The sequence below is a fragment of the Aeromonas jandaei genome, from assembly GCF_037890695.1.
GTDB classification, from domain to species: Bacteria; Pseudomonadota; Gammaproteobacteria; order Enterobacterales; family Aeromonadaceae; genus Aeromonas; species Aeromonas jandaei.
Genome location: NZ_CP149571.1, coordinates 3331529 through 3345688 on the forward strand (window position 1 = coordinate 3331529; position 14160 = coordinate 3345688).

Annotated in this window: 10 protein-coding genes, 1 other RNA gene and 1 pseudogene; 1 reads left to right on the forward strand and 11 read right to left on the reverse strand. The window is 56.9% G+C overall.

The window, feature by feature from the left end:
- Positions 1 to 54: 54 nt before the first annotated feature.
- The 7 genes from hybE to WE862_RS15640 form a co-directional block, all read right to left on the reverse strand.
- Positions 55 to 594, reverse strand: a complete 540-nt coding sequence (gene hybE / locus WE862_RS15610) for a hydrogenase-2 assembly chaperone (protein ID WP_042029453.1) — start codon at positions 592 to 594, stop codon at positions 55 to 57.
- Positions 576 to 1106 carry a HyaD/HybD family hydrogenase maturation endopeptidase gene (locus tag WE862_RS15615; RefSeq protein WP_042029454.1) on the reverse strand — a complete coding sequence of 177 codons (531 nt, stop codon included), beginning with the start codon at positions 1104 to 1106 and terminating at the stop codon, positions 576 to 578. Before WE862_RS15615 ends, hybE begins: the two co-directional genes overlap by 19 nt.
- Positions 1106 to 2809: a hydrogenase 2 large subunit gene (hybC, locus tag WE862_RS15620; RefSeq protein ID WP_042029455.1), complete on the reverse strand. Its 1704-nt coding sequence runs from the start codon at positions 2807 to 2809 to the stop codon at positions 1106 to 1108. The genes WE862_RS15615 and hybC overlap by 1 nt, the downstream gene beginning before the upstream one ends.
- Entirely contained in the window at positions 2806 to 3993 is a 1188-nt protein-coding gene (gene hybB / locus WE862_RS15625) for a Ni/Fe-hydrogenase cytochrome b subunit (RefSeq protein WP_033115848.1), read from the reverse strand. The genes hybC and hybB overlap by 4 nt, the downstream gene beginning before the upstream one ends.
- On the reverse strand, positions 3986 to 5017 hold the full coding sequence (gene hybA, locus WE862_RS15630; protein ID WP_042029457.1) for a hydrogenase 2 operon protein HybA: 1032 nt from the start codon (positions 5015 to 5017) through the stop codon (positions 3986 to 3988). Before hybA ends, hybB begins: the two co-directional genes overlap by 8 nt.
- 2 nt (positions 5018 to 5019) lie before the next feature.
- Positions 5020 to 6153 carry a hydrogenase 2 small subunit gene (gene hybO, locus WE862_RS15635; RefSeq protein ID WP_041207557.1) on the reverse strand — a complete coding sequence of 378 codons (1134 nt, stop codon included), beginning with the start codon at positions 6151 to 6153 and terminating at the stop codon, positions 5020 to 5022.
- A 1231-nt stretch (positions 6154 to 7384) separates the two neighbouring features.
- The gene (locus WE862_RS15640) at positions 7385 to 7573 is read right to left on the reverse strand and encodes a hypothetical protein (protein WP_033113872.1); all 189 of its coding nucleotides are present in this window, start codon (positions 7571 to 7573) and stop codon (positions 7385 to 7387) included.
- Positions 7574 to 7849: 276 nt separating this feature from the next.
- Here WE862_RS15640 and WE862_RS15645 point away from each other — a divergent pair, with 276 nt between their 5' ends.
- Positions 7850 to 10231: a PilZ domain-containing protein gene (locus WE862_RS15645; protein ID WP_042029464.1), complete on the forward strand. Its 2382-nt coding sequence runs from the start codon at positions 7850 to 7852 to the stop codon at positions 10229 to 10231.
- Positions 10232 to 10500: 269 nt separating this feature from the next.
- On the opposite strand, the gene ffs is transcribed toward WE862_RS15645, so the two are convergent.
- The 4 genes and pseudogenes from ffs to WE862_RS15665 form a co-directional block, all read right to left on the reverse strand.
- Positions 10501 to 10597, reverse strand: an RNA gene (gene ffs, locus WE862_RS15650) — signal recognition particle sRNA small type.
- A 102-nt stretch (positions 10598 to 10699) separates the two neighbouring features.
- A pseudogene (locus WE862_RS15655) lies at positions 10700 to 11488 on the reverse strand (sulfite exporter TauE/SafE family protein).
- An 88-nt stretch (positions 11489 to 11576) separates the two neighbouring features.
- Positions 11577 to 13013, reverse strand: coding sequence for an arginine-ornithine antiporter (gene arcD, locus WE862_RS15660; RefSeq protein ID WP_042029463.1), 1437 nt, complete (start codon positions 13011 to 13013; stop codon positions 11577 to 11579).
- A gap of 365 nt (positions 13014 to 13378) precedes the next feature.
- The gene (locus WE862_RS15665; RefSeq protein WP_198493497.1) at positions 13379 to 14140 is read right to left on the reverse strand and encodes an SDR family oxidoreductase; all 762 of its coding nucleotides are present in this window, start codon (positions 14138 to 14140) and stop codon (positions 13379 to 13381) included.
- Between the last annotated feature and the right edge of the window lie 20 nt (positions 14141 to 14160).

The window sequence follows — 14160 nt, forward strand, 5'->3', positions numbered from 1 at the left end:
GAGGGGCCAAAATGGCCCCCTATTCTAAACTTGATTTCGCGTGAAACCTAGCGACTATGCCGGTTGACCGCGCCGGGCACCGAATAGCCGTCTGCGGCCCAGGTCCACACCGCCAGCCCCTTGCTGCACCGGCAAGGAGAGCAGCATCTTGAGGGTGCTGCTCACCAGTGCTCGCCCCTCCCCGGCCCCGAGATGGGGATCGAGCGGCGACATCAGGGAACAGGACAACAGCTGACCACTTTCGGGCAATTCACCCACCATAAAGGTCATGTTGCCGCAGGGGAGTTGCAGGGCGATCCGATCGCTGCTGCTGCGCACCGGCCAGAGTTGATCCGGCCCCGGCAGCACCACCACGCTCAGCATCCAGGGGGTGAGCACGCAACCGAGCCACTGACCTTCAAACAACGTGCACTCCGCCACAATGGGCATGGTGGCGTGATAGAAGGGCAACGCCTGCATCTCTTCGCGAGCGATCCGCTCGTACTGGGCTACCAGCAGGGGCGCGGGATCGCGGGCAAAACCAGCAAATTCCTGCGCCGTCTCCGGTACTCTCTCCAGCACTCTCTCAACCTCGCTTAAATGGGACTGCGCCATAGGCCCTCCCGTGCTTGTTCAGCTTTCTCCTGCTCAGAGAGCGGAATGGCGGGCGCGCCAACGGCGGCCAGCAGGGTCAAAATCCGATCCGTCGCCTCCCCCATGGCAGCCGCCACCACAGGGGTGAGGCCGATACGGGGCTCAAGGGATTCGGGCTCGACCCCGATCAGGGTGAGCCGCTTTGGCGACTCCCCCGTCATGTGCAGCGCCGAGAGTACGTCCGCCAGCCCCAGCTGGTGCGGGGATATCTTGCGACCAAACAGGGTCGGGATCTCCTCATCCTTCAGGGTCACGACGGTGCCCGGCGGATTACCGCTGCGCACCGCATCCACCAGAATGATGTGATCGCGACTGGCCATCGCTTCGAGCAGCTCCATACCGGCGGTACCACCGTCGAGCAGCTCGATGCCGGGGGCGAAACGGTATTCGCGCCCCAGCCCCTCAACGATGCGCACGCCGACGGCCTCGTCACTCAAGAGCAGGTTGCCCACGCCCAGGATCAGGGTGTTCATCACAGCACCTTCACCTGAGTCGTTTCACCACTCTGGGTATCCACCACATGTACTGCGCAGGACATGCAGGGGTCGAACGAGTGGACGGTGCGCACCACTTCCAGCGGCTTGGCGGGATCCGCCACCGGGGTGCCTACCAGAGATTGCTCGTAGGGGCCGGGTTCATCGTTGAAGTTGCGCGGGCCCGAGTTCCAGGTCGATGGCACCACCGCCTGATAGTTCTCGATCTTGCCGCCCTTGATGACGATCCAGTGGGAGAGCATGCCGCGCGGCGCCTCTTCAAAGCCCACCCCGCGAAACTCTTTGTCCGCCGGGATCTCTGCCTTGATGTAGGCGGTTGTGTCCCCCTTGCCGATGTTGTCCACCAGCGCCTTCCATTGATGGGACAGGGTATCTTTGAGCACGCAGCAGCGCACCGCGCGACCGATGATGCGACCCATGGTGGAGTGCAGCTGTTCAGTCTTGATGGCAGAGCCGGTGAGCGCCTTGTAGAGGCCGTTGAGCTGATCGAAGTGCGCCACCGTCTCCGGGTGTTTGGCGGCCAGCTTGACCAGGAGGTCTGCGAGCGGCCCCACCTCCACCACCTTGCCGTAGAAGGTGGGGGATTTGACCCAGGAGTATTTGCCGTCATCCTGCCAGCCGGTGTAATCGGGCTCGGTCTTGCCCTCCCAGGGTTTGAGGGGGGCATCATCCTTGTACCATGAGTGCTTGTTGCTCTCGGCGATGCCATCCATCAGCCAAGCATCCTGATGGCTCTCGATGGGGCGATAGCCGGCCAGATTGCCATTCTCGATATAGCCGCCCGGCATCAGGAAGCTGCCGCCGTTGGCGTCGGTGGGGAGCTCCGGCACGCTCAGGTAGTGCTTGGCCCCCTGCCCCAGGTTAAGCCACTCGGGGTAGTGGGCGGCTATGATGGCGGCATCCACCTTGTAGACCTGCTCGATGAACTCGCCGAGCCGGTCGATAAAGCTCTTCACATAGAGCAGCCGCTCCAGGTTGAGCACACTCGGTGCATCCAGATTGATGGGGTTGGCCACGCCGCCCACCGCCAGATTCTGGATGTGCGGGCTCTTGCCACCGAGGATGGCGACGATGCGGTTGGCATCGCGCTGGCACTCCAGTGCCTGCAGATAGTGGGCCACGGCGATGAGGTTCACCTCCGGGCTCAGCTTCATCGCCTTGTGACCCCAGTAGCCGTTGGCAAAGATGCCAAGCTGGCCGCTGGCTACCAACGCGCGAATTTTATCCTGCACCTTGGTCAGCTCGTCGGCACTGTTGAGGGACCAGGTCGATACCCCCTTGAGCATGTCCGCCGCTTTTTGCGGATTGGCCTCAAGGGCCGCGGTGATGTCCACCCAGTCCAGCGCGGAGAGCTGGTAGAAGTGGACGATGTGATCGTGGATGTTGTGGGCCGCGATGATCAGGTTGCGAATGAACTGGGCATTGACCGGCACCTTGGCGCCGATGGCGTTCTCCACCGCCCGCACCGAGGCGATGGCGTGAATGGAGGTACACACCCCGCAGATACGCTGCACTATCATCCAAGCATCGCGCGGGTCGTTGCCCTTGACGATCTCCTCCATCCCGCGCCACATGGTGCCGGACGACCAGGCCTTGGTGACAACGCCGCCTTCGATTTCACAGTCGATACGCAGGTGACCCTCGATGCGGGTGATGGGGTCTATGGTGATACGTTGGCTCATACGTTGGCTTTCCCTCGGGCCTGATAATCTTGGTGAACACGTTCAAGTGATGGCAGTACCGGCAACAGCCGGATCAGCAGCAAATAGGCACACACTTCGATGGCAACAAAGCCAAGGGAGATCAGCACCTCCGTCGCGGAGGGGAAGTAGTGGTAGCCATTGCCGGGGTTGAAGGCGATCAGGGAGTAATCCAGTCGCCAGAGGGCTGCACCCAGCAGCATGCTGAGGGCTCCCAGAAAGAGCATGCGCGAGTCCCGGCGGCTCTTGTCCCAGTGGAACACCAGCAGCGGGAAGATCATCAGCGCGATCTCGCTCCAGAACAGAATGGAGTAGCGGTTGAACTCGGAAAGGTATTCCGACTTGTCATGGATGACGATTTCGGCAAAGCGCAGCGCCACAAACAGGATCAGGAAGATGTCGATCACCTGGGTCAGTTTGTAGAAGAGCGGCTTCTCGTTGGGGCCACGCCCCGCCAGCCCCGCCTGCACCAGAGAGCCCTCAAACACCACGATGGAAAAGCCCATGATGAAGGCGGTCAGAAGCGAAAAGACCGGCAGCAGCTCATAGCTTTGCCAGAGCGGATGGATCTTCTCCCCCGCCACTATCATCAACGAGCCCATCGAGGATTGGTGCATGGTGGGCAGCAGTGCCCCCAGCGCCAGAATGAAGAACATGATCTTGTTGAGCCGCGCCATGGAGGTTTTCCAGCCGAACTTCTCCAAGAGCACGGGCGCAAACTCCAGCGCCATCACCCCGATGTAGATGGTCATGCAGACCGCCGTCTCGAACAGCACCGAGGAGGTGTTGAAGTGACCGGGCAGGTAGAAGTACGGCAGGTTCCAGTAACGGCCGACGTCAATGGTGATGGAGAGGCCGCCCAGCGAATAACCGAACAGGCTCGCCAGCAGGGCCGGTCGCACCAGCGGGTGATACTCGCCCCGGTTGAAGACGTAAACCGCCCAGGCCAGCGCCCAACCACCGCAGGCGAAACCGGTGCCTATCAAGAGGTCAAAGGAGATCCAGAGACCCCAGGGATAACCCCCGTTCAGATCGGTCACAGAGCCCAGCCCGAAGATCAGGCGCTTGAGGATAAGCATGCCGCACAGCACCGCAAAGGGTGCCAGCACCAGCACAGGCCAGCTGACCAGCTTGCCGCCAAGGGGATGTGCCTTGTGGTTACTCATGATCCTTGCCCCCTTGCTGTTTGCCTTGATCGACCGACGTCCCCTTGCCCTGATCGTGACCATCGTGACCGTTCTTGGTGTTGCGACGGATAAGGACGGAGAGACCGGTCAGCACCACCATTGGCAGCACCATCCCCTTGTAGAGGGTGTGCTGGATATGCTCCGAGCGCGCACCGGAGGAGAGTTCCGGCAGATCGGGCATGTCGAGCTTGGTGTAGGGCACCCCGGCCAGCACCAGCACCTGGGTACCGCCCCCCTCCTTCTCGCCATAAACGTAAGGCTGGTAGTTGGGCACCTCGTGCAGGTAGGGGTCGTTGGCCTTGAGAGTCTGGCGCGGATAGGCATATTCGCTGCCCGGGGTGGCCAGCAGGCGACGCCTGGCCTCGGCCATCAGCTCCTCGCGGGTGCCGAAGATAACGGCACCGGTCGGGCATACCTCGACACAGCCGGGCAATTTGCCCTGATCAATCCGCTCAAGCCCCTTCTGGTTGCAGAGCTCGCATTTGTGGATCGCCCCGAACGGGTTGTCGTAGTCATATTTGGGCACGTCGAACGGGCAGCCCACCATGCAGTAACGGCAACCGGTACAGACGCTCGGGTCGTAGTGAACGATGCCGGTCTTGGGATCTTTTTTAAGGGCCTGCACCGGGCAGACGGAGACGCAGTTGGGATCGACGCAGTGCATGCACTGCTTCTTGATGTAGGCATAGCCATCCACCAGCTGATCCTTGTGCTCGCCCGCGCCGCTCTTCCACACCTGAATGATGTTGTTGGTGTAGGGGCTCAGCTTGTCGTTGTTGGACCAGGTCTGCTCGCCCGCCGGATTGGCCGGGTTGCCGTTAAGGCGCTGGCACTCCGCCACGCAGGCCTGACAACCGACACAGAGGGTGGAGTCGTAGAGCATGCCAAGCGCACCGGGAATGGGTGGCTTGTTTTTGGCAGCCGCCAGGGCTGTGCCGGGCACAGTGGCCCCGGCTGCCAGCGCGCCGACGGAGGCAAATTTGAGGAAGTTGCGTCTGTTCACGGTTACTCCTCCCGTGACGGATGCTGCCCGGCTTCATGGCGCTTCTGCTGGCGACCGAGTTCACGCACCGTCATCAGACTCACCCCGACCAGCACCCCGAGGGCACCGCCGATCAGCGCGGTGGAAGTGGGAGAGATATGACCCCCCTCCTGAATGGCCACATCGGGCTTGTTGACCCGCGGGGTCGGATTCTCAACCTTGGCAAGCTGGAAGATCCCCTTGCTGAAACCGACACCCTGTTCGTTGCAGCCGTAGCAGGGATGACCGATACCAACGGGCCAGATGCCACCACCGATATCACAGAACTCCAGAGTCGAGCAGTTGCCGTAGGTCTCCGGCCCCTTGCAGCCCAGATGATAGAGACACCAGCCCTGACGGTGGCCCTCGTCACCGAACTCCTTGGCAAAGCGACCTGCGTCGAAGTGCGGACGGCGCTCGCAGTTTTCGTGGATGAGCCGCTCATAGGCAAACAGCGGGCGATTCTTGGCATCCAGCGCCGGCAGCTTGCCGTAGGTGATGTAGTAGGCGACCGTAGTAAGAAAGTTGTGGGGATTGGGCGGACAGCCCGGGATATTGATGATGGGAGTGCCAATATTGCCGAGCGCCTCTTCAAGACTGACAGCGCCGGTCGGGTTACCACCACTTGCAGGGACGCCACCCCAGGCGGCACAGGAGCCGATGGCAATGACGGCAGCCGCATCGGCAGCCGCGCGGCGAATATGGTCGACGATGGGCTCACCGGCCACCATGCAGTAGATGCCGCCATCTTTGAGCGGAATGGAACCATCTACTACCAGCACATACTTGCCCTTGTAGCGGGTCATGGCGTTGTGCTTGTTCTCTTCAGCCTGATGGCCAAATGCTGCCGAGAGCACCTCGTGGTATTCGAGGGAGATAGTATTGAGGATCAGGTTCTCGATGGTGGGGTGAGTGGCCCGCAGCAGCGACTCGGTACAGCCGGTGCACTCCTGTGCCCCTATCCAGATCACCGGCGGCCGCTCGGGGCTGGTGAGCGCAGTGGCCATCTTGGCGACAGCATTCTGACTTAATCCCAGGGTTGCGGCCATCCCGGCGCACAATTTCATAAAATCACGGCGATTAATCCCATGAGCCGATAAAAAATTATCCTCGACCATTCTTCTTATTCCCGTAGTGAGCACTTGTCTGATAAATGCTTAACAGCGGAAATGCTAAGGACTCACCTACTCCTCAGTATTGATCTCTATCAATTCCACAGGGATTGAACCTATTTACAGGGCGCGTCATATCACAAACAAACGCATTTACCCCCAAAGGGATAATCATGCCTTCATAAATTTAAAGTTTTTAATTGAATATAATTTAATTAATCGCGAAGCGAGCCAGGTCGAATTTTTCGATTAATGTAATCCCCGCAGCAAGATGAATAGCTGAAGAGATAACAAGAGGATGCAACAAGCGGGAAGTCGAAGTTAAAAATGCCTTATGTCATATACCTTTACTCACGATTTTGCATACATCCTTGCCATCGCCAGTTGTCATAGGCCCCATGAGCCCAACACGGAGGCGGCTTGGAGTGGTTCTCCAAGTAGCACAGCAACAGGTTAATCGGTTGCATCATGAGTGATACCTTTTCGACAGGGCTATTTCTATAAACTGCACCGACCCAACTTGATAATATATCTTCACTGGATCATTTTACGCACAATAATGCATTCCTATTCATTTAAAAACCCGAACCAATTCGACTGGTCTCGATAATGACATCGGCTTGGCAATGCCTTTTTTATAGAACACACCAAAAAATAGTTGCAGTTGTTAACAATACATCCATCACCATATTTACCTTGACGTCACCCACGTTAATTAACCAGCACTTAAATATGAGCACCAACACTGTAAAATGATATTTATTCTTGTTTGCATGGGCTCACTTGAGATGAATCAAGAAAGATAAAAGTCGATAAAAGAAAAGCCAGGTTAATGATGCCCCTGGCTTGGCTGATCAAAATGCGCTCATTTATGCCATGGTGTTGACCATGTAGCCATTTTGCGGCGGCTCCTGCGGCAGTTTGCTCCCGAATGCGCTGAGGAAATCCTGCAACGCAACCGGAGGAGACGGCAAGCGCGAGATAACCTAAAGCTGGCGAAAGTAGCAGTAAAAAGGTGGAACTGATTGAAGATGATGAAACATCAGAGGATATGCATGAGCTTTACAGAGTGGAGATAGATACAGAAAAGCGGCCTGACATGATCTTCTGTCGGTTGCACAAACATATGAAAGGGAGGCATCAGCCTCCCTTGTTATTACAACTCTCCGCTTACTTCACTACCACCAAACTCTTTACTCGCGCTTGCGGTCTTGGTGACTCTGCTGGAGCCAAAATCTTATTTGGTTGCCGGTGCTGCTTTGGCTGCCGGAGCTTTGGCATGATGCTTGGTTTTATGATGTTGTTTTTTCACGACTTTGGTTTGAGTCGCTTGCGGTGCTGCAGCCTTGGTCGGGGTAGCTGCCATGGTGAAACCAGAGGTCAGGGCGAAAACTGCAGCTACTGCCAGGGGGATGATCTTTTTCATGGTCACTTTCCTTATTAGGGTAATGGAGCCGTTCTCCATGACTTCATCCTACGACCGGGTACGACGAACTTCCGTGTGTAGTTGGTGACGATATGTATCCAAATGTACAAGTTGAACAGTGCAGCTTTATGAGATACCGGCGGTGTTGTTAACGCCTTTTAGCGAATAATGAGGAGTCGTTAGGATATGCAATACTAACAAGCGTGATTGCACCTCACTTTTACGGCAAGATAATCTGTATTTGTGTTCATAAAATGACTTTTGCGGTGGGAATACATGGATCCAGTACAGCAACAAAAGTTGATTGAACAACTCATTCCCCAGCTGCGGAAAAAGAATTTCGCAGACATTTTTGCACAGCTCACTGAGTCTGAGAGCAATAACGGACGCTTTCTGCTCAAAATGGAGCTACAGCGCAAATGCGCCTCCTGCCGCAGGGTTATCGATATGCGGGACGCCCTGGCAGATGAGTGCCAAGTATATGAATTTAAAGGCATGATCCACTTCATGCCGGCTGAGGCGATCAGCCTGTTCCAGAGCCAGTGCTTCATTTACCGTGATGACTACACGATGGGGGTCTACGAGGTGATGCAGCTGTGGCAAAAACAGCGGCAGCAAGCCCGGGTGAAAGGCAAAGCCACGGCGCAGGCCAACCCTTTCCAGCAATATGAAGTCAAGACTATCCCATTCGCCAGTTATTACGGTCGTCGCCAAGAGCGTATGCATATCAGCTCACCTGTAGAGGTCAGGCTCAAAGAGGGTGCCAAACTCCTGGCCAAAACATCGGATCTTTCTCCTGAAGGCATTCGTATCTCGGTGCCTTATCTACCGACCTATCAAACCGGTGATCAGGTAGAGGTCATCTTTACCGGTTTGGAGCACGACAGTAACAATCCACTATTACAACAACCTGTGCAGTACCAGATTCTGGGTGAGGAGAATAAAGAGGGGCGATTCTGGCTAATACTGATCCGAACTGGTGACAACCCGGCCTTTGATACCTTTATCAAAGAGTTTATCAAAGCCAATAAAGGCCATCATCGGATAAGCGTCGATCACCTGCTTTCCGCGGCGATCATCAAGGGGCACGAGCAGTTCTATCTACCGCGCATGACAGGCATACCGCTCTTTTTTAGCTCGGGTGCAAACCCCAAGCTGGAGATAGCCCTGCGCAGCGAGAACAACCAGCACCTTCTCGAGTACTGGCGTGACGAAAAAAACCGTGACGCACTGGCCGGACTGTTTTCGGCCGACCGGATGAAACGCCTCTGCCCGGCACCGGGAGCCACCAGAGAAACGCTGATCTACAGCTTTGCCCATACAGTACAAAATAAAATCTACTTCTTCTCGGCCACATCAGAAGAGTTACGGCTAAGTGGTTTGACCAAACTGTTCTTTCAGGTGGGTGCTCATCGCCCCAGCTGGCGTGCCTATAAATTTTCACTGGAACTGTGTGAGTTGGCAGAAGCGGATCTGGGCCAGATTGTCGGGCTCGAAGAGTCCCAATTACATGACATCCAGTTGCTGGAGCGCATCAAACAGCTAGGTTATTGCGGTTTATTGCAGGAGATCAGCCTCGACGCACAACGAGAAGAGTTCCGTCAGGAAGGGGGGACAATCAACAATCCCAACGAGCTGCAACGATTTGGTCATGAACAAGAGCCCATGCCTTTCGAGATCGAGCTGCTGCAATATGTTCAGCTACGCAAAGAACAACGCTACATCCACAAAACGGAGATAACCATCAGCCACAATGGCAGATCCTGGCAGGGCTTAACCCGCGATATCTCCGCCCATGGTATGCAAATTGAGCTGGAAGAGGCCTTTATCGGTGAGAAAAACGATGTTGTGACCATTGCCCTGCCCCGGCTGCAGGAGCTGGCCAAAACGATGGACTTGCAGCATCTGCCTTACCGGTTGGTCAGCCTCAACATGACACGCACTGTGTTGCACCTTTGCGTTGAAGGGGATACAGCCCGCCACATTGGCCGACAGTTCTTCACTCTGCTTATCGAAAGTAACCAGAAAAAGCTGAAAACAGCCCCGGAACACCGCCGCTATCGCGGACTTGCCAGAGCTCTACGCAATATTTACACCAGCCATCTTTTCAACACCCCACTCTATGTCAACAAGCTCAATGGGAGTCCGAAGCCGGCATCTATTGGCAAATCTCTCAAACCACGTTCATTGCAAAGAGTGCTCACTGTTTGTACTGCGAATCCGGAGCATGGCAACCTCTATCCCCTGTTTCAGGGGGACTTGCTGAAAGAAGTGCTGATGACGCCGCTTCGTCATCAGGAACGAGATGACAAACCAAAGCAGGAAGAGGTCTACGTATCGTACGAGCAAACAAACTCAGGTTGGCCCCAAATCAAGAGCTGCCTCGCCAACTCGTTCGGTAACGTGCAAGAAAAGCGGCAATTTATCGAGCAGGCATTACAGCAGGGTGAGTTTTATTCAGTGCTGGTTGGCATCTCCCGTACCGGCCGACCAGACATCAATTTCGTCGCCAACGAGCTGGATACCATAGCCAAATTTGCTATCCACAAAGCGAAGAAGCTGGAGGAAGATCTATGGAGCGTGGTCGGGGTCAGTGAGCTGACTGATACGACAGAAGCCACGCTGTTCCGACTTGGTATCACGCAGCCATTAACCTAGCCCCTCCTGACCAAGAGGCCAAGGTGCTGTCGAACCAACAGAAGCCATGGTTTCGCCACAACAGCGCAAGCCGTCAGCTTGTCTCGGGTATGCAGGGATTTTTTGATCTCTTTGCGGCGACCACAGGGGAGCGTGGTGACTTTCCGGTAATACCAGATGCCGTGGGGACTGAGCCAGAGATTCATTGATGAGCTCCTCATCGTCCACACAAAGTGGATGACCAAGGGCTTTAGGAAGCTAACTTATTGAATTGCAGAAACAAGTGGTGGCCCTACCAGCCACATCCCGGCACTCGAGTCCCCCGCCTTGGCTGCTACCTTCCGGTCCTGACCAGGTCGACGGGTTATCAATGCGAGAGGACCAATAGGACCACCGGCGAGGAGAATAGGCAAACTGGGCGTTCAATGCAATGGCTTTCTGCCTTTCAACAGATCGTTTGCCTTATTTTTCAACAAACTGGCCAAGGGTTCAGCTAAACAGCATGAACTTCGCCCCCACCAGCAGCATCAGCATGGCAAACGCCTGCTTGAGTCGCTGCGGAGAGAGTCTGTGTGCCAGTTTGGCCCCCACCCGGGCAAACTGGGTACTCGTAAGCACAATACCAATCAGGGCTGGCAGATAGATGTAGCCCACACTCCACTCAGGCAGATCCGCATGCCCCCATCCTGCATAGAGATAGCTCAGGCTACCCGCCAGCGCGATCGGCATGCTACAGGCAGCAGAGGCCGCTACCGCGTTGCGCATCGGCACGCTGTTCCAGCTCAGATAGGGCACGGTGAGCGAACCACCACCTATGCCAAACAGTGCCGACATCCAGCCGATAACGGTACCTGCGATACCGGTACCGAGCGCTCCCGGCAGATGGCGCTCCGCTTTGGGCTTGAGGTTGAGCCCCATCTGCAACGCCATGGTTCAGGCAAAGCAGCCAATGATGATGTTGAGGGTATTGGCACTGAGCAGATTGGCGGTCATGCCGCCGAGCCAGGCGCCAAGCAGCATGCCAGCACCGAGCCTGCGGATCATCACCCAGTCGACTGCTCCGGCCTCCTGATGGGCCCGCAGCGAACTGAAACCGGTGAAGATCATGGTCGGCAGCGAGGTGCCAAGTGCCAGATGGGTGATGATATCGGGATCGACCCCCTGCGCGTGAAAGCTCACCACCAGTACCGGCACTATGATAAGGCCGCCGCCGATCCCGAACAGTCCGGCCAGGATGCCGGCGAAAGCCCCCAGCAGCAGATAACCCATAAACAGCATAAAAATTCCTTCCGAGGCGACGCCGACCACCTGTGACGCGGACGGCGTGTAAAAGAAGAGATGGCCCTTGGGCCATCTCTTGTCTCTGTCAGTTCAGGGGGATGGTGCCGTCCATCACCTTGTAGAAGGCCAGCACGGCACAACCGAGCAAGGCCGCCGTCATCCCCTGCTCCAGCCGGTTGAGGCCACGCAGACCGTGGTGCTGACGCGCCTTCCAGTAGATGAAGATACCCGGGCTGTAGAGCAGCGCCACCAGCAGCAGATACTCGACGCCAGCCGCATAAACCAGCCAGCAGCCATAGATGGTCGCCATCAGGGCCAGCAACAGATCACGCTTGCGCTGATGAGGTTGACCCTGATAGGTCTCCCCTTTCAGTGCCAGCTTGAGGCCATAGGCACCGGAGAAGACATAGGGCACCAGCGCCGCCGAGGTAGCGATGTTGACCAACGCCAGATAGGTACTGTTCTGGAAGTAGATGATGATAAGGAAAGTCTGCACCAGACAGGTGGAGCACCAGAGCGATACCTGCGGTGAGCCGTTCTTGTTCTCCTTGGCAAACCAGGCCGGGAAGACCCCGGTCTTGCCCGCAATGTAAGGCACTTCGGCCGCCAGCACGGTCCAGCTCAGCAGAGCCCCCATCACGGAGATCACCAGACCGATGTTGATGAGCCAGGCGCCCCAGGGGCCGACTACCGCTTCCAGGATCATGGCGGTAGAGGGGTTCTTGAGCTGGGCCAGTTCAGGCTGGGTCATTACCCCCAGCGAGAAGAGGGTCACCATCACGTAGAGCGCCAGCGCACCCAGCAGGGCCAGCACGGTCGCACGGCCGACATCCTTGCGATGGCGGGCACGGGCAGAGACCACCACAGCCCCTTCAATACCGATGAAGACCCAGAGGGTGACCTTCATGGTCGACTTGACCTGATCCATCACGGAACCGAGATCGCTGTTGCCATGACCCCAGAAGTCCAGGGTGAAGGTCTTCATATTGAAGGCAAGCAGGATGGCCACGCTGAAAACGATGAGCGGCACCATCTTGGCGATGGTGGTCACGATGTTAACCAAAGCCGCCACCTGCACCCCGCGTAGCACCAGCGAGTGTACCGACCAGATCAGGATGGAGGCCAGCGTGATGGCCACCGGCGTATTGCCGTCGCCGAAGATGACGTGACCCGGCGTATCGAAGAAGTAGCTGAGCGCGCTAAATACCACGATGGCGTAAGAGACGTTGGCCAGCAGTTGGCAGAGCCAGTAACCCCAGGCGGCGTTGAAGCCGATGAAGTCACCAAAACCGGCCTTGGCGTAACTGAAGATACCGCCATCGAGATCCGGGCGACGCATGGAGAGGTTTTGATAGACCAGCGCGAGGCAGATCATGCCGACCCCGGTGATGGCCCATCCCAGAGCGACTGCCCCGGCGCTGGCATGTGCAGCAATATTCTGTGGGAGACTGAAGACCCCGGCGCCGACCATGGAGCCGATCACCAGCGAAATGAGGGCGCCAAGCCCTAGTTTCTTGTCCATCTCAATCCTGTTTAATTAGGCGGCGGCAGAGCGTCCGTATTCATACTGCGCGCGATATGGGAGGGGCTGAAAATCCGGACCCGTGAAAAAGGCGGCAACTATATTGCATGACTATTCCGACCGCAATCCCTCGCATCGTCAAACATGCACCACCTTGACCGCGCGCAATTTTACAGCACTGACCTCAAGGGCCTGTGAGCTGGTTCAAATTAACTGAGACCCATTGATATTTCTCATATTTCTGCCGCCACAGAGCGACCCGGATGGTGCCCATGCATCGCCATTCAGTACCTTTGGAACTCAAAAGAGTGCATAAAAAAGCCCTGACCACGAGGTCAGGGCTCAATGTAAATCTTGGTAAAGGTCTACAGCCGCAGACCGCCGTCAAGCTCGATCATCCGGCCAGTGAGGTAATCGTTGGCAAAGATGAAGGCAACGGTCTCGGCCAACTGCTGCGCCTCACCCAGTTTGCCGACCGGAATAGCCTGCTGCATCCGGGTCATCGCCTCCGGCTTCATCGCGGCCGTCATATCGGTGGCGAACACCCCGGGGGCGATCCCCATCACCCGGATACCGTGGCGGGCAAGCTCCCGCCCCCAGGTCACCACCAGCGAAGCCACCCCTGCCTTGCTGGCGGCATAGTTGCTCTGGCCGATATTGCCGGCTCGGGCAATGGAGGAGATATTGATGATGACCCCCCCCTCCCCGCCGGTGGCCATCAGTGCGGCCCCCTCGCGCCCGCACAGGAAGGTGCCGGTGAGGTTGACGTCGATGACGCTCTGCCACTGGGCCAGGCTCATCTTCTCTACAACTTCCCCCTCTTTCACCTTGATCAGCATGCCATCACGCAGAATGCCGGCGCAGTTGATCAACCCGTGCAACCGACCAAAGTGCGCCTTGATCGCGACAAAGGTGGTCTCGACCTCCGGTTCGCTTGCCACGTTGCAGACGAAAATGGAGCACAGTCCGCCACGACTTTGCACCTCGGCCTGCGTCACGGCCAGATCGCTGGCATTCAGGTCGATCAACGCCAGCTCGGCCCCCTGAGCGGCAAGATTGAGCGCTATGGCCCGCCCCAGCCCCCGCCCGGCACCGGTAATAGCGATGACTTTCTGCTTGATATCCATTCTCTCTCCTTGTGATGCCA